Genomic DNA, 24,625 nt, shown 5'->3' on the forward strand with positions numbered 1-24,625 from the left:
GATTGCCAGATCAATCCGACCGGCACGGCCTGATGCGGCCGGTCATCCGGTGCTGGCATCCTTGCGCGGCAGCGTGTAGATCACTGCGCCGATGGCAAACGCGACCAGTGCGGCGGCAATGTTCTGCCAGCTGGCGCTGGCAAACAGGGCCAGGCACAGCAGCAGTGCCAGCACCGGAATCAGCGGTCCACCGGGCAGCTTCAACGCGCCCGGGCGGTCGGCGTAGCGCTTGGCCAGGACCAGTACCGCCGCGGCGGTGCCGATGTAGGCGAACAGGCGCGTGGTCATCGACAGCAGGGCCAGCTGCACGAACGAACCGGACAGGGCCAGGCCGAGCGCGATCAGGCCCTGGCACAGGATCGACGCGGCCGGGGTATGGAAGCGCGGATGCACCTGGGCCAGGATCTTCGGCCCATAGCCATCGCGTGCCAGCGCGAACAGGAAGCGCGGGCCCATCATCATCGTGTTGCTGTTGGTGCCGAGGATGGAGATCGTGGCACCGACGGTCAGGATCAGCGCCAGTGCTTCGCCACCGAATCCAGCGGCGGCATCGGCCAGCGGCGTGGCCGAGCTGGCCAGGCCGGCCAGCGTGCCCTGTGCCACCACCTGCACCGCGCCGTAGATGACGGTGACGGTGATGATCATGGTGATCAGCGCGAATGGAATGTCGCGGCGCGGATTGCGGTACTCGCCGGCGGCGGCGGGAATGTTCTCGAAACCGGCGTAGGCGTACAGCAGCAACAACGCGGCCTCGCCCATGCGTTGCAGGTCGTGCGGGTCCGGGCGCTGGCCGGAGAAGGCCAGCTTCGGGTCGATGTAGAACGCACCGATGGCCACGAACAGCAGCAGCGGCAGCATCTTGCCGATCACCAGCACCACGCCGGTGCGCGCGGCCGACCGCACGCCGATGATGTTGATGCCGGTGAGGAAGCCCAGCGACACCACGATCACCGCGATGCGGCCCAGGCCGGCACCGGCCCATGGCCAGAAGCGCGCGACCGCATCGGCCAGCGCATTGCTGAGTGCGGCCGCCGAACTGATGCGGGTCAGCCAGATCATCCAGCCGATCTCGAAACCGGCGAAGCGGCCGAAGGCCTCGCGTGCATACAGGTAGCTGCCGCCGGGTTCATCGAAGTAGCTGGCGGCCTGCGCATAGCACAGCACCAGCAAGGTCACGACGATGCCGGCGGCGACCACGCCCCACAGGCTGAAGGGGCCGAGCAGGGCGACGGTGGCGGCCGGCAGCAGGTAGATGCCGCTGCCGATCACATCGTTGATCGACAGGCCGACGATCTGCCAACGGCTGACCGCGCGCTGCAGCTGCGGTTCGTCCTGCGCGCTCAACGGCCGTCTCCCTGCAGTGCAGGCAGCTGCCACTGCGCCTGCAGTCGCTTGTACTCCGCGCGCGGCAGCAGCACGAAACGCGGCGCGTCCTGCGGCCGCAGCCAGTCCAGCAGTGCCTGCATGCGTTCCTGCGGCATGGCCGTGCAGCCGGCGGTGGCCTCGCCGGGCTGGCGCCACAGATGGGCGAAGATGCAGCTGCCCTTGCCGGGCTGGTTGTCCGGGTTGTGGGCAATCACGAAGCCTTCCCGGTAGCGCACGTCGCCCTTGTTGTGCAGGTCCAGCCGCATCGGCTCGGTGGAGCCCTTGACCGCTGCGCTGCCGACCTTCTTCTCGTCGACGATGCGGTTGTAGAACGGCGAGGCGGGCACGTCCATGCAGTAGCTGCTGTCCAGCATCGGCTGGTAGGGCATGACGGTGCCGGGGCGGGTGACCGCATAGCCGAACGCGCTGCCGAGCGCGAATATGCCGGCCGGGCTGCGGCCATCGCCTTCCTGCTTCTGCGGGCCATCGGCCTGTGCCGGATGCAGGCCCAGGCCCCATGCGCTGCCGGTGCGGCCAAGCGCCACCGGGAACGCCTGGCCATGCGGGTGCCAGCCCTTGCCGTCGCGCACATAGGCCTGCAGTTGCCCCTGGGTGCTGTCCCAGCCATCGCTGATGACCACGATCAGCTGGCGCGCGCCATCCAGCGGCGCAGCGTGAACGGACACCACTGTGGCAAGCAGCAGTGCAGTGGTGGCAAGGCGGACCAGCGATCTCATCAACATGCGCTCCGGTCAGGAATCCAGCAGGTGGTCGATCCGCTCCAGGTTCAACGCAAGCTGCTGCTGGCGATCCGGATTGGCATGGCAGAGCAGCACGAACAGGAAATCGAGCAGGGCGTGCATGGCGCTACGGTACAGCAGCTGCGCGACCTGCGGCGTGCGGTCGTGGGCGCAGACCGCCAGGGCCGCATCCGCATGCGCGCGCAGCGGGTTGGCGGTGTGGCGGGTGATGGAAATCACCTTGCCCCCCATGTCCTGGAACTGCCGCGACAGCTGCGAGAGCTGGGGCAGGTTGCCGAACTCGGAGAACACCAGCAGCGCGTCACCGGGCCGTGCGGCAGAGAGGTTGGCCAGCATCAGGATCGGGTCGGTGTGGGGTACCACGAGCAGCCCGAGCAGCGACAGCCGCATGGCAAACTCGCGGGCGAACAGGCCGTCGTCTCCCAGGCCGTACACGAACAGCTTGGGCGCACCGTCGAGCAGCTGCACGATGCGCTCGATCTCCGCGCGTGGATTGGCCTGGCGTGTTTCCTCTTCGGCCTGCGCCTTGCTGCGGCGCAGGGCCTCGCCCAGGCGCAGGTAGTCATCGCCGCTGTCGGGTTCGTCGGGCGCCTGCTGCGGATCGGCACCGGCGCGGGCGACGTCCTGGCCGATGGAGTACTTCAGGTCCGGGTAGCCCTTGAAGCCGAGCTTCTGGCTGAACTTCACCACGCTGGACTGGCTGATGCCCAACGCGCTGGCCAGTTGCTGGGACGAGTAGTCGCGCAGCAGGTGGGCGTTGTCGAGGATGAAGTCGGCGATGCGGCGCTCGATGGCCGACATCTGCCCGCGCTCGGTGCGGATCTTCAGCAGGGGCGGCATGCGGGGTGTCCGAGGGGCGTGCGTTGGAGCATAGGGGAACGCGTTGCGGTTGGCAGCGTAGAGCAGGTCATGGAGTGGGTCGGGCGGGTGGGGTTTGCAGGGGACGCCGTGAATCCGTCCACGGAGGCTTGGCCGCGCTTGCTCGTTTGCGCTGTCCTGCGCAAACGGCAAGACCGGGGTTGGGCAGGACGCCCCTGCAAGCCCCACCCGCCCGACCCCGGACAGATCGCGCGCGTGCCAGCCGCGAAAGGGATACGGGGTAGAGCAGAAGCAAGAGCAAAAGCATCCACGCATGGCGTGGATCCACGGGATGCAGTTGTTGCCTTTGACGTTGAGTCCGCCTTCAAGCGAGCCGAGCACCGCAGGTCCGGCGAGGGCGAAGAGGCGCGGGTGTCTGAGCGCAGCGAGTTCCGCGCCGTCCCTCGGCGGACCGAGGAGCGCAGGGCACCGGCGTGCGCAGCACGTCGGCTCGCGGGCGGAGCGTTTCTTTTGGTTACTTTTCTTTTCGCGAAAAGAAAAGCAACGCGCGACCCAACGTCAGTTGTACGCCAGGCCAGCCGCAAGGCACAGATCAACCCAGCATCTCCAGCCCACGCACTTCAGTAATGCCCAGCCCCGGCACGTCGCTGATGCTGATCTCCGATTCGTTGAAATGCACGCCGCCGCTGACCGGGTCGAACTGGCCCAGCGAGGGGCCGTCCAGATCGACCTTGGTGATCACATCGCTCTTGGCCACGGCCAGGTGCACGGCGGCAGCCACGCTGATGCTCGATTCGATCATGCAGCCGATCATGCACGGCACGCCGTAGATGCCGGCAATGTCGGCGATGCGGATCGCGTTGGACAGGCCGCCGGTCTTCATCAGCTTGATGTTGATGATGTCGGCCGCGCGCTGCTGGATCAGGTCCATCACCTGGCTCGGGCTGAACACGCTTTCGTCGGCCATCACCGGCGTGTTGACGCGGTCGGTGACGTACTTCAGCCCGCTGATGTCGGCGGCTTTCACCGGCTGCTCCAGCAGTTCAAGCACCACGCCGGCGTCTTCCAGGGTACGCATCGCATGCACCGCCTGCTTGGCAGTCCAGCCCTGGTTGGCATCCAGGCGCAGCAGGGCACGGCCTTCCACGGCGGCGTGGATGGCCTTGACCCGTTCGATGTCCAGTCCGATGTCCTTGCCGACCTTGATCTTCAGCGACTCGAAGCCGCGCTCGATCGCCGACAGCGAATCGGCCACCATCTTGTCGATGTAGTCCACGCTGATGGTGATGTCGGTGGTGATCACCGGGTCGCCGCCACCAAGCATCTGGTACAGCGGGGCACCGTGCAGCTGCGCCCACAGGTCGTACAGTGCGATCTCCACCGCCGCCTTGGCGCTGGTGTTGCGCTCCATGGCGGTCTGCACCAGCGTGCACAGGTGGTTGAGGTTGACCACGTCCTGGCCGATCAGGCGCGGGGCGATGAAGTGGCGGATCGCTTCGATGATCGAGCCGTGCGTATCGCCGGTGATCACGGCGGTGGCCGGGGCTTCGCCGTAACCGGTGTTGCCGGTATCGGTACGGATCAGGACGACCACGTCCTCGACGGTTTCCACCGTGCGCAGGGCCGTCTTGAACGGTGTCTTCAACGGCACGCGCAGCATGCCCAGTTCGATGGCAGTGATCTTCATTCAGGGGGTCTTGGCCCGCAGGCGCTGGATGTTGGTGATGCGGTCGATGTAGCGGACGGTATCGCTGGCCATCATCGGCTCCAGCGGCGTGACCGAAACACCATTGAGATGGGCCTGCACACGTCTGCCGTGGGCACCGAACCAGCTGCCGCCCGCCGTATCGTGGATCACCCAGGTGCGGCCGTCGACGTGGCCGATGGCCATCATCACGTGGCCGGGAATGTAGACCAGGTCGCCAACACGGAGGTCGGTGACGGCGCGGCCGCGCACCGCCTTGCCGTCCTTGCCGGTGAAGGGCAGCCGATCCAGCGCGGGGCTGACCGCCTGCGCGCTGGTATTGCGCGGCAGCAGTACGCCGAAGCTGCGGTAGATCTCGGACACAAAGCCGCTGCAGTCGCGGGTGTCGTAGTCGTGGCCCCAGCCGTAGCGTTCGCCAAGGAACTTGAACGCCTGCTGCAGCAGCAGGCGCGGGGTCAGCGGCAGGTAGTCGGCGGCAGTGTCCTGCGAGCGTGGCAGCAGCGCCGGCACCAGCTTCAGGCGGCCGTCGGCTTCCCGCACGGGCAACTGCACCACCCACGATGCGTGCGCCTGCTGGCCGTTCACCGGATCGGCAGCCGGCCAGTCGGCCAACACCGGCAGGCGCACGCCCATGTCCAGCTGCAGGCGCGAGACACGCGGCTCTTCCGGGGTGTAGGCGGTCTGCGCGGTGGCACCGGTGACGACCCGGTACGGGCCCTTCGTGCCGTAGCCGAGCACGGTGGCCTTGTCGCCGCTGGCGATGGCCTCGGCCTCGATCCACGCGCTGTAGCGCTCGCTGTGGACGAACAGCCAGCGGCCGTCGGCGCTGCGATGGACCACGGCGACCTTGTCACCGGGGAACAGTGCCGATTCCTGGAAACGGTCGATATCGGTGTCATCGACGCTGCTGAAGACGCGCTCGCGGGTGGGGAAGGTACGCAGTGCCGCGCGCTTCACAACCAGCCCGTAGGCCGGTGCCACCTCGGCCGGGATCGCATCCAGGCCGAGGTTGGCTTCGATCGCGCTGCGCAGCGCCGGCGCGATCGGCTGGCCCTTGTCGCTGTAGAGGGCGCGTGCGGGCCAGCGCGACAGCGCGGTGATGCTGGCACGCACCGTCGCCGCATCAAGCTGCGCCGGCAACGCCGCGATGTCCTGGAGGTGGCTGTCCTGCGCCCGCATCCGCGCGTTCTGCGCCTCGATCTGCGCGCGGTCCAGGATCGGCGCATCGGCGTTGTCCAGTCGCGCGGCCCAGTACTGCGGCGTCAGGTAGGCCTCGTGCAGGCCGATCACATACGGCAGCGGCGCACCCGGGTCGGGTGGTGGTGCCGCCGGTGCAAAGGCCGGTGCGGCCAGCAGGCACAGCGCCAGGGACACGCGGCGCGGCCAACGCCGGTGCCGTTCGCGGGAAGCCAGGATCATGCGCTGCACACCCTCCTCGAATGCCTGTTGGAATATTTATTCCTTTCGGCGGCGAAAGCAAGAATAAATTATTGACCGGCATCCCGGCCCGTGCTACACAGCCGTTACCACCCGCGCTGGGGAAGTGTCGCTGTGGATCCTGCCGTTCGCAAACCACGTCTGCCTGCTGCTGCCGGCCTGTGTGCCGCGCTGCTGCTGTGGGCGTCTGCCGCGCAGGCCACGGATGGGGATAGCCGCCAGCAGCGGGCGCGCCAGGCGCAGGTGATCGACCTGATCGACAGCGGTCGCTTCAGCGATGCCCAAGCGCTGCTGGCAACGGCAGGCGATACCGCCGACGGGGCCTTCCAGCGCGAGCGCATGCGCCGCATCCGCTTGGATTTCAGCCTCGACCAGGCTGCCGCCAAGGCCGCCGTACGCCGCTGGATTCCCGACCTGACCGACGAGGAATTCGCGCGCTGGGACCAGCTTGGCCTGATCGAGCATCTCGATATCGACGGCGAGCGTTGGTACTTCAAGCGCGCGCCGTCGAATCTGTTCCTGCTCAGCGACGAAGCACGCGCGCGCCGCCGCGCCGATGCGCCGATGCCCGCTCCGGGCCCGAACGAAGTGCTCAACGCACACCACGCGCGCGTGGTGGCCGCGTCCGAGCAGCGTGGCAAGGCGTCGGTGCTGCCGCAGCGCATCGAATTCATCCAATCGCTGACGGTGAAGGCCGATGCGGTGCCGGCCGGCGAGACCGTGCGTGCCTGGATTCCGTACCCGCGCGAGATCCCCGGCCAGCAGGAGCAGGTGCAGTGGCTGGGCAGCACCCCGGGCAAGGCGCGCGTGGCTCCGGCCCATACCCAGCAACGCACCGCCTACCTCGAAGCCAACGCGGTGGCCGGGCAGCCGACCCGCTTCGAGATCCGCTACGCGGTCACGATCTTCGCCCGGCATACCGCGATCGACCCGGCCGTGGTGCAACCGACCCCGGCCGATCCGGCCCTGAAGCCCTATCTGGCCGAACAGCTGCCCCATGTGCGCTTCACCCCGGCGCTGAAGCTGTTCTCCGACCAGGTGCTGCAGGGCGAGACGCGCCCGTATGAAGTGGTGCGCAGGCTGTTTGCCGCGGTCGACCGTATTCCGTGGGCCGGTGCGCGCGAATATTCCACGCTCAGCAACATCAGCGATTACGCGCTGCGTGCCGGCCATGCCGACTGCGGGCAGCAGACGTTGCTGCTGATCGCACTGCTGCGCCTGAACGGCATTCCCGCACGCTGGCAGTCGGGCATGGTGTTCTCCGACGATGGCAGTGGTTACAACAACCTGCATGACTGGGGACAGGTCTACCTGGCGCCGTATGGCTGGCTGCCGATGGACGTGACCACTGGCGCACTGGCCAGCGATGTACCGGCGCTGCGCGACTTCTATCTGGGTGGCCTCGATGGCTACCGCATCGCCTTCAACGATGATTTCGGCCAGCCCTTCGTGCCGGCCAAACAGCATTACCGCTCGGAAACGGTCGACTCGCAGCGTGGCGAGGCCGAGTGGGCAGGCGGCAACCTGTACTTCGACCAATGGAGCTACGACTTCCAGTGGCGGGTACTGCCAGCCAGGCAACGCTAGCGCGACACCTCGCATTCCACACCATTCAATTCTTGCAGGAGAGAGCAGGGGATGAAGGCTTACAGCATCAAGCGGGCGGCGTTGTGCGTCGCTCTCGGGGCGTGTCTGGGCGTGATCGCGCCCAGCGCATTCGCACAGGATGGTTCAGTGGTCGGCCGGCTGGTCAGCGATGCCGGCCAGGTCCCGGCCGGTGCCACGGTGACCGTACGCAACCCGGCAACGGGCTTCGTCCGCTCCGTGCAGGCCGACGCCAACGGCAGCTACCGCATTCCGCTGCTGCCGGTCGGCACCTATGACATGGAGGTGAGCCTGCCCGGCGGAGGGGCCAGCCGCGTCGGCCAGGTGACGGTCAGCCTCGGCAGTGCCACCACGGTCAACGTGCCGCTGGGTGCGGTCAGTACCCTGGGCACGGTCGAAGTGCGGGCGCCGCAGGTGGTGTCGATGGTGGACGTGAAGTCCACCGAGTCGGCCACCAACATCACCCGCGAGGAGCTGTCGCGCCTGCCGGTGGACCGTGACATCACCGCCGTAGCGCTGCTCGCGCCGGGAGCCGTGAAGGGCAAGGGGTCACTCGGCGGGCAGGGCATTTCCTTCGGCGGTTCGTCGGTGGCCGAGAACACCGTCTACATCAATGGCCTGAACGTCACCGACTTCTACAACCGGGTCGGCTTCTCGTCGGTGCCGTTCTCGTTCTACCAGGAATTCCAGGTCAAGACCGGCGGCTACTCGGTCGAGTTCGGGCGCAGCACCGGTGGTGTCATCAACGCGGTGACCCGCTCGGGCAGCAACGATTTCAAGGCCGGCGCCGAGCTGGTGTTCGAGCCGCGGGCATGGCAATCGCAGGCACGTGATCGCTACGACGGCAGCGGCAGCCGCTACATCACCGCCAGCCGCGACGACTACAGCCGCAGCGCGCTGAATGTGTTCGCTTCCGGTGCGCTGGTGCAGGATCGCCTGTTCTTCTTCGGCATGTACGAGGCGCGCGACTACCGCCCCACCTCGACCAATGACGCCGGTACGCGCCTGAGCCAGGGCAAGGCCGATGATCCGTTCTGGGGCGGCAAGATCGACTGGCAGATCACCGACAACCAGATGCTGTCGCTGTTCGGCTTCTCGGACAAGAGCAAGACCCTCACCGACGTCTACGCCTACGATTACGCCACGGGGCAGACCGTGGGCGAGCGCAGCAACCAGATCTACAACACGGTGGGTGGCAAGAACTGGTCCGGTACCTACAGCTGGCAGGTCAACAACGACCTGACCATGAAGCTGATGTACGGCGAGAACAAGCGCAACCGTGTGCAGAGCTCGTTGATGGACGAGAACTGCAACCGCGTGTTCGACAATCGCACCGCCAGCCAGGGCGTGCCGCCATCGCTGCAGGGTGACCGCGGCTGCACCAGCAGCTCGCAGCTGGAATCCGCGCTGGACACCCGCAAGGCTGCACGCGCCGATTTCGAATGGACGCTGGGCAACCACCTGCTGCGCTTCGGCCTGGACCGCGAAGAGAACACCTCCGACTACAGCCGTGCCTACCCGGGGCCCGGCGGCCTGCGCTATGACATCTATGCCCGCACACCCGGCAGTCCGCTCAATGGTGGCGTGGTGCCGGCCAGCGGCCTGGTCGCGCGCACCCGTCGCTATGAAGTGGAAGGGGCCTTCGAGACGATCAACTCGGCCTACTACCTGGAAGACAACTGGCAGGTGACGCCGAATCTGCTGCTGAACATGGGCCTGCGCCTGGAAGCCTTCGACAACAAGGGCGGCGACGGCAGCAGCTACATCAAGATCGACGACATGCTGGCCCCGCGCCTGGGCTTCTCCTGGGACGTGCGCGGCGATGGCACGACCAAGGTGTTCGGCAACCTGGGCCGATACTTCCTGCCGGTGGCCAACGTCATCAACATCAAGCAGGCCGGTGGCTTCCTCGACGAGCGGACCTGGTATGAGTTCCTCGGCTACAGCGGCGCGGCCAACAACATCCCCAACCTGGGCGCACAGATCGGGCCGGTGGACAACTCGCAGGGCGACGGCAGCGTGCCGGACCTGCGTGCCGAAGTGAACCGGGACATGGACCCGGTCTACCAGGACGAAGCGATCCTCGGTTTCCAGCAGATGATCAACGAAGCCTGGTCGGTGGGGGCGAGCGTGACCTATCGCCGCCTGCACAATGCCATCGATGACATGAACATCACCGCGACCGGCCAGTGTGGTGCCATCGACGGGGTGTGGATCATGGGCAACCCCGGGCGCACCAATACCGTCTGGGGCGACACCGACTGCGATGGCCGCAACGACGGCTGGATCAGCATCGATACGTCGAAGGAAGGCTGGGCACTGTACGACGACAACGGCAACTACGTCGGCCAGCGCGGCTGGGTGAAGCCCAAGCGTGACTACAAGGCGCTGGAACTGCAGGTCGACCGCGCCTGGGACGGCAAGTGGGGCTTCAACGCCTCCTACACCCTTGCATACGGTCGCGGCAACGCAGAAGGCCCGGTCAACTCCGATACCGACTTCGCCGACGCAGGGCGCACCGAGAACTTCGACAACCCGTGGGTCAACTACCGCGGCTACGGCTATCTGGCCAACGACCGCCGCCACCAGTTCAAGTTCCGTGGCAGCTACGCATTGACCGAGAACCTCAGCGTGGCGGCCACGCTGGGCGTGCAGTCGGGCAGCCCGATTACCCGCTTCGGCGCCGGTAATCCGTTCGACGACACCGACTTCCACAGCTACTACGTGTGCGTGTCCAACTGCCAGTCGACGGTTCCGTCCCAGCGCGTGTTCGTGCATTCGCCACGCGGTGGCGACGGCCGCACGCCCTGGACCTATGACCTGGACGTGAGCGTCTCGTACAAGGTGCCGATTCCCACCGATCTGCGCCTGAAACTGGCGGTGTACAACGTGCTCAACCAGCAGCGCGTGGTGACCGTGGACCAGGACTACGAGCCGCAGGACAGCATCGGTACGCCGAACCCGCTGTACCGCTACGGCACCGGCTTCCAGTCGCCGCGCTACGCGCAGCTGACCGTCACCTGGGCCTACTGAGGCCCGGTGCCGGGACGATGCGCATGCAGGCACTGGGGATGCTGGCCGCGCTGGTGGCTTTTCCGGCGGCGGCGGTCGATACCGCCTCCGTCGAGGCCGATGTCGCCGCCGTGGTCCGGCACGAGCACCTGCCCGGGCTGGCCATGGCGGTGGTCGACAACGGGCAGGTGGTCTATCGCCACGCCGAGGGCGCGCGTGGCGATGGCGGCCGCATCGACGAGGACACGCTGTTCAAGATCGCCTCCAACAGCAAGGCGATGACTGCCGCGCTGCTGGCGCGGCTGGTGCAGCAGGGCAGGCTGCGCTGGGATGATCCGGTGCAGCGGCATCTGCCGGGCTTCCGCATGCACGATGCATGGGTGGGCCAGCAGATGCAGGTGCGCGACCTGCTGATCCACAACAGCGGCCTGGGCCTGGGCGCCGGGGACCTGATGCTGTGGCCGGAACCGAACGCATTCACCCGCGCCGACATCATCGCCGGATTGGCGCACCTGACGCCGGTCAGCAGCTTCCGCAGCCACTATGCCTACGACAACCTGATGTACGTGGTGGCTGGCGAAGTGGCCGCTGCGGCGGGTGGCAAGCCGTACGACCAGTTGATGCGCGAGCAGGTGTTCGAACCACTGGGCCTGTCGCGCTGCCAGGTGGGGGCGTGGTCGGTGAAGCGCGTGGGCAACGTGGCGCAGCCGCATGCCTGGCGCGGCGATCACAATGAGGTGGTGAACGCCGACGCTGACATCAGCCCGGATCTGCCGTCGATGGCCGCTGGCGGCATCCGGTGTTCGCTGCGCGACATGACGCGCTGGATGCAGGTGCTGCTCGATCCCACCCTGGCGCCCGGCTGGCTGGATACGGAGCAGCGCCGCACGCTGTGGACCCTGCACATGCCGATGCCGCTGGGTGAGCGCCAGCGGCGCTGGGACAACGCGCATTTCTACGGCTACGGCTATGGCTGGCGCGTGTCCGACATGGACGGCCAGTGGAAGGTGGCGCACACCGGCACGCTGTCCGGCATGTATTCGTCGCTGGCGCTGCTGCCCGACCGCAAGGTGGGCGTGGTCATGCTGATCAACGGTGATGGAGAGGATGCGCGTACCGCATTGATGCAGGCCGCGCTGAAGCGCTTTACGGCGCCGGACGATGCGCGTCCGGCGCTGGAGTACCTGGCCGAACTGAAGGCAGACCAGGCGGCGCGCGCGGCAAGCGGCCGTCGGCGGCCGGCGACGTCGGAGGCACGGCCGACATCGGACGCCGATCTGCCGCGCTGGCAGGGCCGCTACACCGATCCGTGGCTGGGGCCGGCCTCGCTGTGCCCGGGCAAGGACGGCCTGCGTTTCAGCGTGCACAAGTCGCCCCGGCTGCAGGCGGCTGTGCTGCAGCTGCAGGGGCGCTGGCTGCTGCGCTGGGATACGCTGGGCGACGACGCACAGGCCTGGCTGCAACCCGGGGACGGTGCGTCGCCCACGCTGGACCTGCGCGCCATCGATCCGGACATCGACTTCAGCTATGACTTCCAGGACCTGCATTTCACTCGTACTGGCGACTGCGCTGGCGGCGACCACCGGCGCCGCTGAGCCACCGCGCGTTTCACCGGCCACCGACGCGGCCAGTGCCGGACTGGTGGAGATCCGCACGGTGTCGCCGCGCATCGACCTGGATATCCGCTATGCCGGCGCCAACAACTTCACCGGCGCGCGCGTGCCCGGCTACGAGGCGCCTTCGTGCTACCTGCTGGCGCCGGTGGCGAAGGCACTGGCACAGGTGGAACAGGACCTGCGCGCCGATGGCTTCGGCCTGCGCCTCTACGACTGCTACCGGCCGGTGCGTTCGGTGCAGGCCTTCATGGCCTGGGTGAACGATCCACACGAACGCTCGCGCAAGGCCCTGCAATACCCTGACCTGGACAAACCGCGCCTGCTGGCCGACGGCTACATCGCCGAGCGCTCCGGCCACAGCCGCGGTGCCACGGTGGATCTGGGCCTGCTGGATTGCCGCAGCGGAACGTGCACGCCGTTGGACATGGGCACGGACTTCGATTTCTTTGGCCCGCGTGCGCATACCCAGACCCGCGGGCTGAGCGCTGCACAGCAGGCGAACCGCCGTCAGCTGGTGCAGGCGATGGCGCGCCACGGCTTCGTCAACTATCCGCAGGAGTGGTGGCACTACACCCTGCAGCCCGAACCGGATCCCGGCACCGCGTACGACGTCCCAGTGCTTTAGCGTTTGTTGGCAGGGGCGCCCTCGACAATTTCCGCTGCTCTTGGTAGCTGTCGACCTTGGTCGACACGGTAGATCCACGCCATGCGTGGGTGCTTTCCGTTCAACCCCGGAGATATTCGATCTCGATGGAGATTCATCCACGCATGGCGTGGATCTACCGGGGCCAGCGGATTGGGTCCGGGGCAGATCCCTTACACTGGCCGCCATCCCACTGTTGCCCACGCGATGAACCTTCCCCTGCACTTCGGCCTGCTCGGCACCCTGGAAGCGGGCGCCATCGCCCTGCTGGTCGGCCTGCTGGTGTACCTGCTGTGGTCGCGGCTGTGCCGGCTGCTGCACTGGTCGATGGGCCATGCGATCGGCTGGGCCTGCGTCATCTCGGTGGTGATCTCCGCCGGCATCGATGCGTGGAAGCTGTTCTACATGGGCATCGTGCGGCTGGAATCACCGCTGTATGCGCGCCTGTTCCTGGCCACCATCCATGATCCGAACGAACTCGGCAGCCGGGTGGTGCTGGAAATCGCCGGCGCGCTGGCCGGGGTCGCACTGGGCTGGGTGATGTTCAGTTCGCGGTCATCGGAAAAAACCGTCGACTGACGCAGGTTTTTCGTTGCCTCGCGGTTAAACGCCAACGCGTTGAATGCCGGGCTTATGAGCCACTCACTTCCTGCTAACCACCGCGCTAACGCATGCGCGCTGGCCAGTGGTTAATCATGCGTGTGGGCGCCGGTTGAGGGGCAAAATCGATTCAGAAACGCGGTGGCAGGGTAGGTGCCGTGCGGAAACAACAGGCCGCGCAACACCACCCAACAGGTAGGAGACACCCCTGATGACTATTCGCAACCGCAAGCCCCTGATCGCCCTGATCGTCGCCGCCGCCAGCGTGCTGGCCCTCCCGGCGATGGCCCAGTCGGCCAAGCAGCAGGCCGCGCATGCGCAGAATGAAGCCGCGCAGGCCCAGCAGGCGGCGGCACAGGCGGGCCAGGCGGCCGACCAGGCCTCCAACGCGGCTGCAGCGGCCTCGGCGCAGGCCAACGGCGGTGGCCAGACCTGGGCCAGCATCGATACCGATGGCAACGGCACCATCAGCAAGTCCGAGGCCCAGGTGAACGCGGGCCTGGCCCAGGTGTTCGACCAGGCCGACAGCAACAAGGACGGCGAGCTGAGCGCCGACGAGTACAAGGCCTACGTGGCCGCCCAGCAGGCCGGCGCGGGTGCCGGCGCGGCGCAGGGCCGTTGATCCAGACTAGATTCGGGAAGACCGGTGCATGGAACCCGGGCGGCGGTGGCCGCCCGGGTTTTTCCCGTCATCGCGGCCCCTGTATCCTTGGCCGATGAACACCTCCATGCCTGCGCCATCGCGCGCCATCGGCCTGGTCGGTTTTGACGGTGACGATACGCTGTGGAAGAGCGAGGACTACTACCGCAAGGCCGAGCAGGATTACCTTGACCTGTTGTCGCGCTACGTCGACGTGCACGACACCCAGACCGCGCGCCACCTGCTGGAAGTGCAGCAGCGCCACCTGGGCACCTTCGGCTACGGCGTGAAGAGCATGACCCTGTCGATGATCGAAGCGGCCATCGACATCACCGGCCAGCGCATCGACGCCCGGGACATCCAGCGCATCCTCGATATCGGCCACGACACCCTGCGTCACCCGGTGGAGCTGATCGACGGGGTACGTGACGCGGTGGCGGCCATTGCCGAGCACTACCCGGTGGTGCTGATCACCAAGGGTGACCTGTTCCACCAGGAAGCGAAGATCAAGGCCGCCAACCTGGGCGAGCTGTTCCCGCGCATCGAGATCGTCTCCGAGAAGGACCCGGAAACCTACGCTCGCGTGCTGGCCGAGTTCGACCTGCCGATGGAGCGCTTCGTGATGGTCGGCAACTCGCTGCGTTCGGATATCGAGCCGGTGGTCACCCTCGGTGGCTGGGGCGTGCATACCCCCTATGCGGTGACCTGGGCCCACGAGACCCAGCACGGCGTGGCCGATGACGAGCCGCGCATGGTCACCGCCGATACTGCCCGCGACTGGCCGGCTGCGCTGGCGGCGATCGAGGCCAAGGCCGCCGCGGCAGCCTGACAGGGCGCGGCGGCTGCGGCAGAATCGGGGCATGAACCACCGACTGCGCGCGCTGTTGCTGTCCCTGCTGCTGGTGCCGGCCACCGTGCTGGCCCAGCAGACCGCCGAGCGTTCGGCGGACTACACGGTGGAAACCGGTGACCGCTGGATCGATGCCCAGCTGCAGGACATCAACCACTACGCCGAACGCTACCCCGACGCCTTCCTCGATGAAGTGTCGCGCTACGCCGATGTCCCCCGCGGCTACCTCAATGCGCTGTTCACCACCCATGGCTGGCAGGCCGGGGATATCTATTTCGCCTGTTTCTGGGCCAAGGCCAGCGCACAGACCTGCCGCGACAGCGTGCGCGCCTTCAGCCAGAACCCGGAGGGGGGCTGGGAGGCCGTGGTGAAGCGCATGCCCACCAGGCCGGAGAACCTGCATTACCGTGCCGTGCGCCACGCCATCGTGGCCAGCTACCGGCACTGGGACCGGCCGATTACCCTGGATGCCACGCTGAAGCGACAGTTGAAGCGGTAGTGCCGGCCGCTGGCCGGCAACTGCACCCTTCCAGGCATCAGGAGGTTGCCGGCCAGCGGCCGGCGCTACCCGGTCATGTTGCTCTGCATATCGCCGCCGCACCGCGCTCCGGCGACAATACGGGTCCGAGCTGTTCCCTGTTCCCGTAATCGAGTGACTGATGAGCGCCTCTTTCGTTTCGCCTGATGTGATCCGCCGCCTGTTCGCGCAGGCCATGTCCCGCATGTACCGCACCGAAGTGCCGCTGTACGGCACGCTGGTGGAACTGGTGGAGCGGATCAACGCGCAGGTGCTTGCCCAGGACCCGGCACTGGCCGCGCAGCTGCAACGCAACGACGAGCGTGCGCGCCTGGACGAGGAGCGCCACGGCGCGATCCGCGTCGGCACCGCCGAGGAACTGGCCACGCTGCGCCGCCTGTTTGCAGTGATGGGCATGTACCCGGTCGGCTACTACGACCTGTCGGTGGCCGGCGTGCCGGTGCACTCCACCGCGTTCCGGCCACTGACCGGCGCGGCGCTGGCGCAGAATCCGTTCCGCGTGTTCACCTCGCTGCTGCGCCTGGAGCTGATCGAAGACGAAGCCCTGCGTGCCGAATCGGCGAAGATCCTGGCACGCCGCCGCATCTTCACCGACGGTGCGCTGGCGCTGATCGACCAGGCCGAGCGTGACGGTGGGCTGTCGCAGGCCGACGCCGAGCGCTTCGTCGATGAAGCCCTGGAGACCTTCCGTTGGCACGGCGATGCCACGGTCGACCTGCCGACCTACCACGCGCTGCACAACGCGCACCGGCTGGTGGCCGACGTGGTCAGTTTCCGCGGCCCGCACATCAACCATCTGACCCCGCGTACGCTGGACATCGACGCCGCGCAGGCGGCGATGATCGAGCACGGCATGGCGGCCAAGGCGGTGATCGAAGGCCCGCCGCGCCGCGCCTGCCCGATCCTGCTGCGCCAGACCAGCTTCAAGGCGCTGGAAGAGGCCGTGCATTTCCCGGATGCGGACGGTGGCGATGCCGGCACCCACACCGCGCGCTTCGGCGAGATCGAACAGCGCGGCCTTGCGCTGACCCCGAAGGGCCGCGCGCTGTACGACCAGCTGCTGTCGCAGGCACGTGATGCCGGCGGCGAAGGCAGCACCGGTGGCGACTACGGCCAGCGCCTGCAGGCGGTGTTCGCCAGCTTCCCGGATGACCATGACACGCTGCGCCAGGAAGGATTGGGCTACTACCGCTATCAGCTGACCGACGCCGGCCGCGCCGCGCCGGAGCGCGTGGCCGATCTGCCGGCCGAAGTGCTGGTGGCCGCAGGCCTGGCCACGGCCGATCCGATCGTCTACGAGGATTTTCTGCCGGTCAGTGCCGCGGGCATCTTCCAGTCGAACCTGGGCGGCGAAGAACAACGCGCGTATGCCGCGCATGCCAACCGCGAGGCCTTCGAGCAGGCGCTGGGCGTGGCGGTGAATGACGAGTTCGAGATCTACGAGCGGCTGCAGGCCGAATCGCTGGCGGCGTTGCGCACCGCGTAAAGGCAGAGCCGGCCGCTGGCCGGGCAACGCGTGAAGGTAGAGCCGGCCGCTGGCCGGCTGTAGGGGGAGCCGGCCAGCGGCCGGCTCTACCCGATGTCCGGACCCGGGGTCAGCCCTTCATCGTGCCGGTATCCAGCCAGCGCTGGTGCCACGACAGCGCTTCCGGCAGCAGGTGCGGGGTGTGCTTGCCGTAGCTTTCGCGGCTGGCACGGTCGAAGTAATCCTGCAGCTGCGGACGGAAATCCGGATGCGCGCAGTTGTCGATCAGCACCTGCGCGCGCTTGCGCGGGGTCAGGCCGCGCAGGTCGGCCAGGCCCTGTTCGGTGACGATCACCGACACGTCGTGCTCGGTGTGGTCGACATGGCTGGCCATCGGCACGATCGCCGAGATGGTGCCGTTCTTGGCAGTGGACGGGCTCAGGAACGCCGACAGGAAACCGTTGCGGGCAAAGTCACCGGAACCGCCGATGCCGTTCATGATCCGCGTGCCCATCACGTGCGTCGAATTGACGTTGCCGTAGATGTCCACCTCGATCATGCCGTTCATGCCGATGCAGCCCAGGCGGCGCACCAGTTCGGGATGGTTGGAGATCTCCTGCGTGCGCATGATGATGCGCTCGCGGTAGAAATCGATGTTCTCCTTGAACGTCTCGTTGGCCTGCGGGCTCAGCGCGAAACCGGTGCACGAGGCGTAGCTCAGCACGCCGTCGCGCAGCAGGTCGAGCATGCCGTCCTGGATCACTTCGGTGAACGCAGCCAGGTCGCGGAAACCGCTCTTGGCCAGGCCGGCCAGCACGGCGTTGGGGATGTTGCCCACGCCCGACTGCAGCGGCAGCAGGTTCGGCGGCAGGCGGCCCTTCTTCACTTCGTGCTTGAGGAACTCGATCAGGTGCGAAGCGATCTGCTCGCTGGTCGCATCGATCGGGCTGAACGGGCTGTTGCGGTCCGGGCCGTTGGTGCGCACCACGGCCACGATCTTGTCCGGGTCGCAGCGCAGCGCGGTGTCGCCGATGCGGTCGTTGGCGTTCACCAGCGGAATCGGCTTGCGGTGCGGCGGCAGCGCGGTGCCGTAGTAGATGTCATGCATCCCGTCGACGCCGGCCGGCTGCCATTCGTTGACCTCGACGATCACCTTCTTCGCCAGGTCCAGCCAGGTCTTGTTGTTGCCGACCGAGGTGGAGGGCACCAGCGAGCCATCTTCGCGGATGGCCGAGACTTCGATCACGGCGGTATCGATCTCGCCATAGAAGCCGAACCACACGTGCTGGGCGACGTGGCTGAGGTGGATGTCGATGTAATCCAGCTTGCCCTCGTTGATGCGGTTGCGCGCATCCGGATCGCTCTGGAACGGCATGCGCATGGCGATGCCATCGGCCTTGGCCAGCGCGCCATCCAGTTCCGGCGCAGTGGAGGCGCCGGTCATCAGCTTGATCTGGAAGGGCTGGCCCTGGGCGTGCACCGCTTCGATGCGGCGGGCCAGTTCGACGGGGACGGCCTTGGGATACCCGGAGCCGGTAAAGCCGCTCATGGCCACGGTTTCACCGGGCTGGATCAGCGCGGCTGCGGCCTCGGCGGAGACCACGCGGTCACGAAGACGCGCGTTGGCGATGCGATCAACAGACATGACGACAGTGTTTCTGGGGGGAAACCCGATTATCGGCCATCCTCATCCGTACGGGGGGTTCTACCTTCGTGGAATGGCTTTTCCCCCAGGGGCTCACCCATACCCACCGGTTCTGTTTTGCAGTGCAGCGTGCAAACTGCTTTCGCAGCCCGCACGATGGCCCTGCATCCCGACGTGGGGGAGGGAGCAGAGCCCGCTGGCAGTTCGCTGCAAGCGGGCTTTTTTATTGCCTGTCGCCCCGTATGAATGCGCGGTGCCCATTATCGGTAGTGCCGGCCGCTGGCCGGCAACCCCGGCAACCTTCGGCGGGATCAGCGGATCTGCCGGCCAGCGGCCGGCACTACCGGATCATCGGATCTGCCGGCCAGCGGCCGGCACTACCAGGTCATCGGATCTGCCGGCCAGCGGCCGGCACTACCGGGTCCGTCGCGTCCCGGCCGGGTCGATACAATCCGCCCATGACTCTTGCTCCCGCAGACCTGCCCGCCGCCCTGCAGCCCCTTGTCGACCGCGCCCTGGCGCGCCTGGCGCAGGTCCTGCCCGGGCCCATCCCCACGGAATGGCTGCCGTTGCTGACCCGGCTGGCGGTAGCCAGCGACTTCGCACTGGACACCCTGGTGCGGCAACCGGCGTTGCTGGCGCAGCTGGCCGCGCCCGGCTGCCCGCCGATCCCGGCCCCGGTGCTCGATCCGCTGCAGCCCAGCGACTGGCCCGCACAGCTGCGGCGCTGGCGCACCGCCATGTCCTCGCGACTGATCTGGCGTGACCTGGCCGGGCTGGACGACGTGGCGCAGACGCTGGCCGGCGCCACCACCCTGGCCGAGGATTGCCTGCGGCTGGCGCTGGATGCCCTGCAGCAGGAATTCGCACAGCGCCACGGCGTGGTCCGCGATGGCGACGGTGCCGCGCAGCAGCTGGTGGTGTTCGGCCTCGGCAAGCTGGGCGGCGGCGAGCTCAACTTCAGTTCCGATATCGATCTGGTCTATGCGTATCCGCAGGGCGGCGAATCCGACGGTCCGCGTGCGCTGGCCGCCGAAGAGTATTTCGCACGCCTCGGCCAGCGCCTGGCCAAGCTGCTGGACGAAACCACCGTCGATGGCTTCAGCCACCGCGTCGACCTGCGCCTGCGCCCGTTCGGCAGCGCCGGCCGCGTGGCGCTGTCGTTCGCGGCGATGGACCAGTACTTCCAGCGCGAAGGCCGCGACTGGGAACGCTATGCGTGGCTGAAGGCGCGCGCGGTCGCCGGCGATATCCAGGCGGGTGAGGCGTGGCTGCAGACCCTGCGCCCGTTCGTGTACCGCCGCTACCTGGATTTCACCGCACTCGACGGCCTGCGCGAAATGAAGGCGGCGATCACCGCCGAAGTCGCGCGCCGCGAGCTGCACGAAGACATCAAGCGCGGCGCCGGTGGCATCCGCGAAATCGAGTTCCTGTGCCAGGCGCTGCAGCTGATCCGCGGTGGCCGTGAGCCGGCGCTGCGCGAGCGCCGCCTGCTGGTGGCGCTGGACGCGCTGGTGGCCGGTGGGCAGATCGCGCCCGAGGATGGCAGCGCGCTGCGCGAGGCCTACCTGTTCCTGCGCCGCCTGGAAAACCGCCTGCAGATGCTGCGCGACGCACAGACCCACGTGCTGCCCAGCGACGCGCTGGACCGCACGCGCATCGCCGTCGGCCTCGGCTACCCGGACTGGGACGTGCTGCGCGCGGCATTGGCTGTGCAGCAGCAGCGGGTCAGTACTGAATTCGCCGCGTTGCTGGCCCCGCGCAAGGGCCAGGCCGCGCCCGACGCGCTGGCCAACTACTGGCGCAGCCTGCCCGAAGGCAGTAACGCACCGCTGCTGGCCGAGGCGGGTTTCCTCGACGCCAATGGTGCCGACCAGTCGCTGCGCGATTTCGCCCAGGGCACCGGCGTGAAGTCCTTGTCCGACGCCGCGCGTGCACGGCTGGATCGCGTACTGCCGGCGCTGCTGCATGCGGCCACGCGCTCGCCGCAACCCGACGCCGCGCTCAAGCGCGTGCTTGGCCTGCTGCAGGCCGTGTTGCGCCGGACCAGTTATCTGGCACTGCTGGACGAACAGCCCAGCGCGCTGGCGCGTCTGGTCGATGTGCTGGCGCGCAGCGCGCTGTTGGCCGAGCGCCTGGCCGCGTATCCGCTGCTGCTGGACGAACTGCTGGATGTGCGCGTGTCCGGTCCGATGCCCGATGCCGCCGGCATGCTGGCCGAATGCCAGCAGGTGCTGGCGGTCGAAGATCCCGAATCGGCACTGCGCTGGCTCAACGAGACGCGGCTGGCGCTCAGTTTCCGCATGGCGATGGCCACGCTGGACGGTCGCCAGGGCGCGGTGGACAGCACGCGGCAACTGGCCGAACTGGCACAGGCGGTGGTGGTCACCGTGCTGGCGATGGCCGAGGCGGACATGCGCGCCGCGCACGGCGCGATTCCCGGTGGCCGCTTCGCGATCATCGGCTACGGCAGCCTCGGTGGCCTCGAACTGGGCTTCGGTTCCGACCTGGACCTGGTGTTCCTGCATGACCACCCGGCCGGCGTGGAGGCCAGCGACGGTGCGCGTCCGCTGGAGCCGGGGCGCTGGTATGCGCGGCTCGCGCAGAAGGTGATGGCGCTGCTCGGTGCGGTCACTGCCGCCGGCCGCCTGTACGACATCGATGTGCGCCTGCGCCCTGACGGCGGCAAGGGGTCGCTGGTATCTTCGCTGGCCAGCTACACCGAGTACCAGCGCGAGCGTGCGTGGACCTGGGAACACCAGGCGCTGGTGCGTGCGCGGGGCGTGGCCGGCGATGCCAGCCTGCTGGCCCACTTCGAACAGGTGCGTGCACAGACGCTGGGGCGCGAGCGCGACATGGCCACGCTGTATGCCGACGTGCTGAAGATGCGCGGCCGCATGCGCACCGAACTGGACCGCAGCGACGCCGCGCGGCTGGACCTGAAGCAGGGTGCCGGTGGCGTGGTGGACTTGGAATTCCTGCTGCAGACCGGGGTACTCGCGCGCAGCGCGCAGGTGCCGGCGCTGCTGCAGCCGCGCGACACGCCGTCGTTGATCGATGCGCTGGCGGTCGCCGGTTTCCTGCCCGATGCCACCGCGCAGGCGCTGCATGGTGCGCACGCCACGCTGTTGGACGTGGGCCTGGCCTGCACGCTGGACCGCCGCCCGCGACTGGCCCCGACCACGCCGGCGATTGAAGAGGCGTGTGCAGCGATTACGGCGGCGTGCAGAGCGGCAGAGCTGCCGTTCGCCTGAGTGCCGGATGGCGGAGGACTACAGTTGGTAGATGCCAACCTTGGTTGGCATGAATGCAAAGCGCCAACCAAGGTTGGCACCTGCCAGAGCAATGGCGGTCAGCCAGCCGCGCGCAGCGGCGCCATCTTCCACAACAACGCACGGAACGGGGCCAGCAGGCAGACGCCGATCGCCAGCTTCACTGCCAGGTCGCCAGCGGCCCAGCTCACCCACGGCAAGGTGGAACCGGCAAACGCGATCGACCAGAAAATGGTGGTGTCCACCGTCGCGCTGCAGGTGGTGGCCACCATCGGTGCGCGCCACCAGCTGCCACGGCGCAGGCGGTCGAATACGGTGATGTCCAGCAGCTGGGCCACGATGAAGGCCGAGCACGAGGCAATGGCGATGCGCGGGGTGGCCACCCAGATCGACAGCAGCACCGCCACCGCGAAGCCGATCCACGCCACCCGGCGCGCCGGGCCCGGGCCGAAGCGACGGTTGATCAGGTTGCTGACCAGGAACGCGACCGGATAGCTGAAGGCGCCCCAGGTCAGCCAGTCGTTGATCGGGTACTGCACCAGTACGTTGGACAGCAGCACCACCGCACCCATGGCCAGTACCGCCAGCACCAGGGCGCGTGGGGTCAGCGGGGCAAACAGAGGGGCAGGACGCACGGACATGGCGAGCCAGGGGGACAAAGGGGATCGCCCATTATCCGCCCGGCCTGCGGCAAAGCCAAAACCGGTCGTTCAGCTTTACAGCGCTTCACTCATCACATCACCGGCGGCATAGGCCGTCGGCACATAGGCCAGGGTCTGGCCCTGGGCGCTCTTCACGTTCCAGCCGGCACCGGCCTCGGTGGGGTCGAAATGCACCCGTTGCCCGACCACGAAGGCCGCCGTCGGGTTCTCGCCCTGCGGCTGCACCGGCCAGCGCAGGGTGGCGGTGTGGTCGGCCTTGTCCGGTACCTGCAACTGCACTTGGCGCTCGCCCGTGGGCGTGGTCTCCACCTTCTTCACTTCCATCGGCGGCAGCGGCACCGCCTTGGTGCGGGTCGCCCTGGCGTTGCGCTCGCTGGCCTTGAACGGTGCCTTGGACAGTTCGGACAGGCCCATCGACGCCGCCAGCGGCAGCGACAGCACCACGAACGAGGTCACGATCACGCTGGCCTCGCTGCTGTTCAACTGCGGCGCGGCGCCGGCATGGACGGTGGGCACCAGCAGCGCCGAGAGCAGCAATGCAGTGGCGGGAACGCGCAGGCAACGGAGCATGGAGACCTCCTGGTCAGCGTGGGGCGGCGGCTCAGCGCCGGGTGTCAAAGATGTCGCGCGGGCCGGTGGCCTCGGGCAGGTATTCCAGCGGGCGGCCCTGGTTGTCCTTCAGCTGCCAGCCCTGGTCGTTGCCGGTTGGCTCGAAGTTCACGGTCTGGCCCACGGTGAACTGCACAGCAGGATCGCCGATGCCGCGCGGGTACTGCATCGATGCCGTGTTCTGCGGGTCGTTGGCATCACGCAGCAGCACTTCGCGGCGGCCGTCGACGGTGGTGGCGATGGCGCTCACCTCCATCTGCGGCAGCTTGATCTGCTGCGGGCGGGCCAGCGGCCGGCCGGCGTCGGCCGCATCCTGGGCTTCCTTCGCCGCGGCGGCGCGGGCCGAGGCCACCATCTGCGTGGACATTTCCAGGCTCGGTCCCTGCGGGCCCGGGTCATGGATGATCACGATGCGGCGTTCGGCGTGGGCGGCCGTGGACCAGGCCAGGCCGGTGACGATCACCGTCGACAGTACAGAGGCAAGCAGCGGACGCATGTCGTTCTCCTCAGGGAAATCAGGGGGCGGCGGCGGTGGCACCGGCCACCGGCACATGGGGGATCACCAGTTCCTGCTGCAGCTGGCTGCGCTGGTGCAGGAAGTCGAACACCGATTCCACCGTCACCACCGAATAGTTGCCGGAGATGCGTTCGCCGGCCGGATGGTCGGTGGTGGTGGCGTTGGCCACGAACAGGCGCGCACCCACGCGCTTGCCGAGGCCGATGTGCAGCACGCTGGGCTGGTATTTCTGCTGGCGCAGCCAATGCTGCGCCTGTTCGCGCTTGACGATGGCCGGCGTGCCTTCGGCCTGCGCCATCGCCGCCGCCAGCACTTCCAGCACCCACTGGTTGGAGTTCTGGTAGTCGGTGGCGAACGGGTAGGCAACCACGTTGTACTTCGTTTCGTGCAGCGCCTTGGGCTGGATCGAGGGCGACACCAGCATCGCGCGCAGGGCCGCACGCAACGGCGCCGACGGTACGCCAATGCGCAGGTCGGTATGGCCGCCACTCTCGCCGACAAAGTTGCCCAGGCCCTCGTGGTACAGCTGCGAGCTGTCGGTCTTGCAGCGGTTGAGCAGGTGCATCGCACGCCAGCGGCCGTCGTCCTCGCGCAGCAGGAAGGCCAGGTGGCTGTGGCGCAGGCCGTAGCGGCTCAGGTCCTGGCCACCGCGCGCGGCGACCACGACGTCCACGTCGGGCAGCGCGTCCAGCCGTTCGGCGGTGGTCCAGGCTACGTCCAGCATCGCCGCCTGCGAGGCCACGCTCGGGGAGCGCTCGCGGCAGGCGGTGCTGTTGGCCCAGGCTGGTGCGGCCAGCAGCAGGCTGGCGATCAGCAGCAGGGCGCCGGGCAGGCGGGAAAAACGATCCATGTCGATACCTTCAA

General features: G+C 67.7%; 20 protein-coding genes. 10 read left to right on the top strand and 10 right to left on the bottom strand.

Translation table 11 applies throughout. The features are described 5' to 3' along the window. Positions 1-42: 42 nt before the first annotated feature. From BLS66_RS06390 to BLS66_RS06410, 5 genes are all read right to left on the bottom strand, one after another. On the bottom strand, positions 43-1,344 hold the full coding sequence (locus tag BLS66_RS06390; RefSeq protein WP_074725455.1) for an APC family permease: 1,302 nt from the start codon (positions 1,342-1,344) through the stop codon (positions 43-45). Then, positions 1,341-2,102: a L,D-transpeptidase family protein gene (locus BLS66_RS06395; protein WP_074725456.1), complete on the bottom strand. Its 762-nt coding sequence runs from the start codon at positions 2,100-2,102 to the stop codon at positions 1,341-1,343. Before BLS66_RS06395 ends, BLS66_RS06390 begins: the two co-directional genes overlap by 4 nt. Positions 2,103-2,117: 15 nt before the next feature. Continuing rightward, complete coding sequence (locus BLS66_RS06400) at positions 2,118-2,966, bottom strand: MurR/RpiR family transcriptional regulator (protein WP_074725457.1); 849 nt, start codon at positions 2,964-2,966, stop codon at positions 2,118-2,120. Positions 2,967-3,537: 571 nt separating this feature from the next. Continuing rightward, on the bottom strand, positions 3,538-4,632 hold the full coding sequence (locus BLS66_RS06405; protein ID WP_014645715.1) for a dipeptide epimerase: 1,095 nt from the start codon (positions 4,630-4,632) through the stop codon (positions 3,538-3,540). Further along, positions 4,633-6,069: a C40 family peptidase gene (locus BLS66_RS06410; RefSeq protein ID WP_074725631.1), complete on the bottom strand. Its 1,437-nt coding sequence runs from the start codon at positions 6,067-6,069 to the stop codon at positions 4,633-4,635. A gap of 132 nt (positions 6,070-6,201) precedes the next feature. Between BLS66_RS06410 and BLS66_RS06415 the strand changes: the two genes are divergently transcribed. From BLS66_RS06415 to hglS, 9 genes are all read left to right on the top strand, one after another. Next, positions 6,202-7,674, top strand: a complete 1,473-nt coding sequence (locus BLS66_RS06415) for a transglutaminase-like domain-containing protein (RefSeq protein WP_074725458.1) — start codon at positions 6,202-6,204, stop codon at positions 7,672-7,674. A 51-nt stretch (positions 7,675-7,725) separates the two neighbouring features. Then, positions 7,726-10,725 carry a TonB-dependent receptor gene (locus BLS66_RS06420; RefSeq protein ID WP_049468634.1) on the top strand — a complete coding sequence of 1,000 codons (3,000 nt, stop codon included), beginning with the start codon at positions 7,726-7,728 and terminating at the stop codon, positions 10,723-10,725. 23 nt (positions 10,726-10,748) lie between these two features. Further along, positions 10,749-12,299, top strand: coding sequence for a serine hydrolase domain-containing protein (locus BLS66_RS06425; protein WP_074725633.1), 1,551 nt, complete (start codon positions 10,749-10,751; stop codon positions 12,297-12,299). Next, positions 12,232-12,945: a M15 family metallopeptidase gene (locus BLS66_RS06430; protein ID WP_053461994.1), complete on the top strand. Its 714-nt coding sequence runs from the start codon at positions 12,232-12,234 to the stop codon at positions 12,943-12,945. Before BLS66_RS06425 ends, BLS66_RS06430 begins: the two co-directional genes overlap by 68 nt. Before the next feature lie 225 nt (positions 12,946-13,170). Continuing rightward, positions 13,171-13,542, top strand: a complete 372-nt coding sequence (locus tag BLS66_RS06435) for a hypothetical protein (protein WP_049468636.1) — start codon at positions 13,171-13,173, stop codon at positions 13,540-13,542. A gap of 232 nt (positions 13,543-13,774) precedes the next feature. Continuing rightward, a complete protein-coding gene (locus BLS66_RS06440; protein ID WP_057494561.1) occupies positions 13,775-14,185 on the top strand; it encodes an EF-hand domain-containing protein in 411 nt (136 codons plus the stop codon). 94 nt (positions 14,186-14,279) lie between these two features. Further along, positions 14,280-15,032, top strand: a complete 753-nt coding sequence (locus BLS66_RS06445) for an HAD family hydrolase (protein WP_074725459.1) — start codon at positions 14,280-14,282, stop codon at positions 15,030-15,032. A 31-nt stretch (positions 15,033-15,063) separates the two neighbouring features. Continuing rightward, positions 15,064-15,552: a hypothetical protein gene (locus tag BLS66_RS06450; RefSeq protein WP_074725460.1), complete on the top strand. Its 489-nt coding sequence runs from the start codon at positions 15,064-15,066 to the stop codon at positions 15,550-15,552. Positions 15,553-15,712: 160 nt separating this feature from the next. Further along, the gene (gene hglS, locus BLS66_RS06455; protein ID WP_053461998.1) at positions 15,713-17,077 is read left to right on the top strand and encodes a 2-oxoadipate dioxygenase/decarboxylase HglS; all 1,365 of its coding nucleotides are present in this window, start codon (positions 15,713-15,715) and stop codon (positions 17,075-17,077) included. Between the two features lie 109 nt (positions 17,078-17,186). Here hglS and scpC read toward each other — a convergent pair whose 3' ends face one another. After that, positions 17,187-18,701 (bottom strand): succinyl-CoA:acetate CoA-transferase ScpC, encoded by a 1,515-nt coding sequence (scpC, locus tag BLS66_RS06460; RefSeq protein WP_049412239.1) that lies wholly within the window; start codon positions 18,699-18,701, stop codon positions 17,187-17,189. A gap of 458 nt (positions 18,702-19,159) precedes the next feature. On the opposite strand from scpC, the gene glnE reads away from it, so the two are divergent. Then, positions 19,160-21,955, top strand: a complete 2,796-nt coding sequence (glnE, locus tag BLS66_RS06465; protein ID WP_074725461.1) for a bifunctional [glutamate--ammonia ligase]-adenylyl-L-tyrosine phosphorylase/[glutamate--ammonia-ligase] adenylyltransferase — start codon at positions 19,160-19,162, stop codon at positions 21,953-21,955. Between the two features lie 98 nt (positions 21,956-22,053). On the opposite strand, the gene BLS66_RS06470 is transcribed toward glnE, so the two are convergent. The 4 genes from BLS66_RS06470 to BLS66_RS06485 form a co-directional block, all read right to left on the bottom strand. Next, complete coding sequence (locus BLS66_RS06470) at positions 22,054-22,614, bottom strand: queuosine precursor transporter (RefSeq protein ID WP_057494557.1); 561 nt, start codon at positions 22,612-22,614, stop codon at positions 22,054-22,056. Positions 22,615-22,689: 75 nt separating this feature from the next. Then, complete coding sequence (locus BLS66_RS06475) at positions 22,690-23,205, bottom strand: hypothetical protein (protein WP_058980941.1); 516 nt, start codon at positions 23,203-23,205, stop codon at positions 22,690-22,692. A 31-nt stretch (positions 23,206-23,236) separates the two neighbouring features. After that, on the bottom strand, positions 23,237-23,740 hold the full coding sequence (locus BLS66_RS06480; protein WP_057494566.1) for a hypothetical protein: 504 nt from the start codon (positions 23,738-23,740) through the stop codon (positions 23,237-23,239). Positions 23,741-23,759: 19 nt separating this feature from the next. Beyond that, positions 23,760-24,611: a DUF2145 domain-containing protein gene (locus BLS66_RS06485; RefSeq protein ID WP_053462619.1), complete on the bottom strand. Its 852-nt coding sequence runs from the start codon at positions 24,609-24,611 to the stop codon at positions 23,760-23,762. Positions 24,612-24,625 lie beyond the last annotated feature (14 nt).

The sequence above is a fragment of the Stenotrophomonas pavanii genome, from assembly GCF_900101175.1.
GTDB lineage: Bacteria > Pseudomonadota > Gammaproteobacteria > Xanthomonadales > Xanthomonadaceae > Stenotrophomonas > Stenotrophomonas pavanii.

Bases quoted from the DNA above. Each gene is read 5' to 3' on its own strand.
- BLS66_RS06395 (WP_074725456.1), bottom strand. From the start codon at position 2,102: ATGAGATCGCTGGTCCGCCTTGCCACCACTGCACTGCTGCTTGCCACA.
- BLS66_RS06400 (WP_074725457.1), bottom strand. From the start codon at position 2,966: ATGCCGCCCCTGCTGAAGATCCGCACCGAGCGCGGGCAGATGTCGGCC.
- BLS66_RS06405 (WP_014645715.1), bottom strand. From the start codon at position 4,632: ATGAAGATCACTGCCATCGAACTGGGCATGCTGCGCGTGCCGTTGAAG.
- BLS66_RS06410 (WP_074725631.1), bottom strand. From the start codon at position 6,069: ATGATCCTGGCTTCCCGCGAACGGCACCGGCGTTGGCCGCGCCGCGTG.
- BLS66_RS06420 (WP_049468634.1), top strand. From the start codon at position 7,726: ATGAAGGCTTACAGCATCAAGCGGGCGGCGTTGTGCGTCGCTCTCGGG.
- BLS66_RS06425 (WP_074725633.1), top strand. From the start codon at position 10,749: ATGCAGGCACTGGGGATGCTGGCCGCGCTGGTGGCTTTTCCGGCGGCG.
- BLS66_RS06430 (WP_053461994.1), top strand. From the start codon at position 12,232: ATGACTTCCAGGACCTGCATTTCACTCGTACTGGCGACTGCGCTGGCG.
- BLS66_RS06435 (WP_049468636.1), top strand. From the start codon at position 13,171: ATGAACCTTCCCCTGCACTTCGGCCTGCTCGGCACCCTGGAAGCGGGC.
- BLS66_RS06440 (WP_057494561.1), top strand. From the start codon at position 13,775: ATGACTATTCGCAACCGCAAGCCCCTGATCGCCCTGATCGTCGCCGCC.
- BLS66_RS06445 (WP_074725459.1), top strand. From the start codon at position 14,280: ATGAACACCTCCATGCCTGCGCCATCGCGCGCCATCGGCCTGGTCGGT.
- BLS66_RS06450 (WP_074725460.1), top strand. From the start codon at position 15,064: ATGAACCACCGACTGCGCGCGCTGTTGCTGTCCCTGCTGCTGGTGCCG.
- hglS (WP_053461998.1), top strand. From the start codon at position 15,713: ATGAGCGCCTCTTTCGTTTCGCCTGATGTGATCCGCCGCCTGTTCGCG.
- scpC (WP_049412239.1), bottom strand. From the start codon at position 18,701: ATGTCTGTTGATCGCATCGCCAACGCGCGTCTTCGTGACCGCGTGGTC.
- glnE (WP_074725461.1), top strand. From the start codon at position 19,160: ATGACTCTTGCTCCCGCAGACCTGCCCGCCGCCCTGCAGCCCCTTGTC.
- BLS66_RS06470 (WP_057494557.1), bottom strand. From the start codon at position 22,614: ATGTCCGTGCGTCCTGCCCCTCTGTTTGCCCCGCTGACCCCACGCGCC.
- BLS66_RS06475 (WP_058980941.1), bottom strand. From the start codon at position 23,205: ATGCTCCGTTGCCTGCGCGTTCCCGCCACTGCATTGCTGCTCTCGGCG.
- BLS66_RS06480 (WP_057494566.1), bottom strand. From the start codon at position 23,740: ATGCGTCCGCTGCTTGCCTCTGTACTGTCGACGGTGATCGTCACCGGC.
- BLS66_RS06485 (WP_053462619.1), bottom strand. From the start codon at position 24,611: ATGGATCGTTTTTCCCGCCTGCCCGGCGCCCTGCTGCTGATCGCCAGC.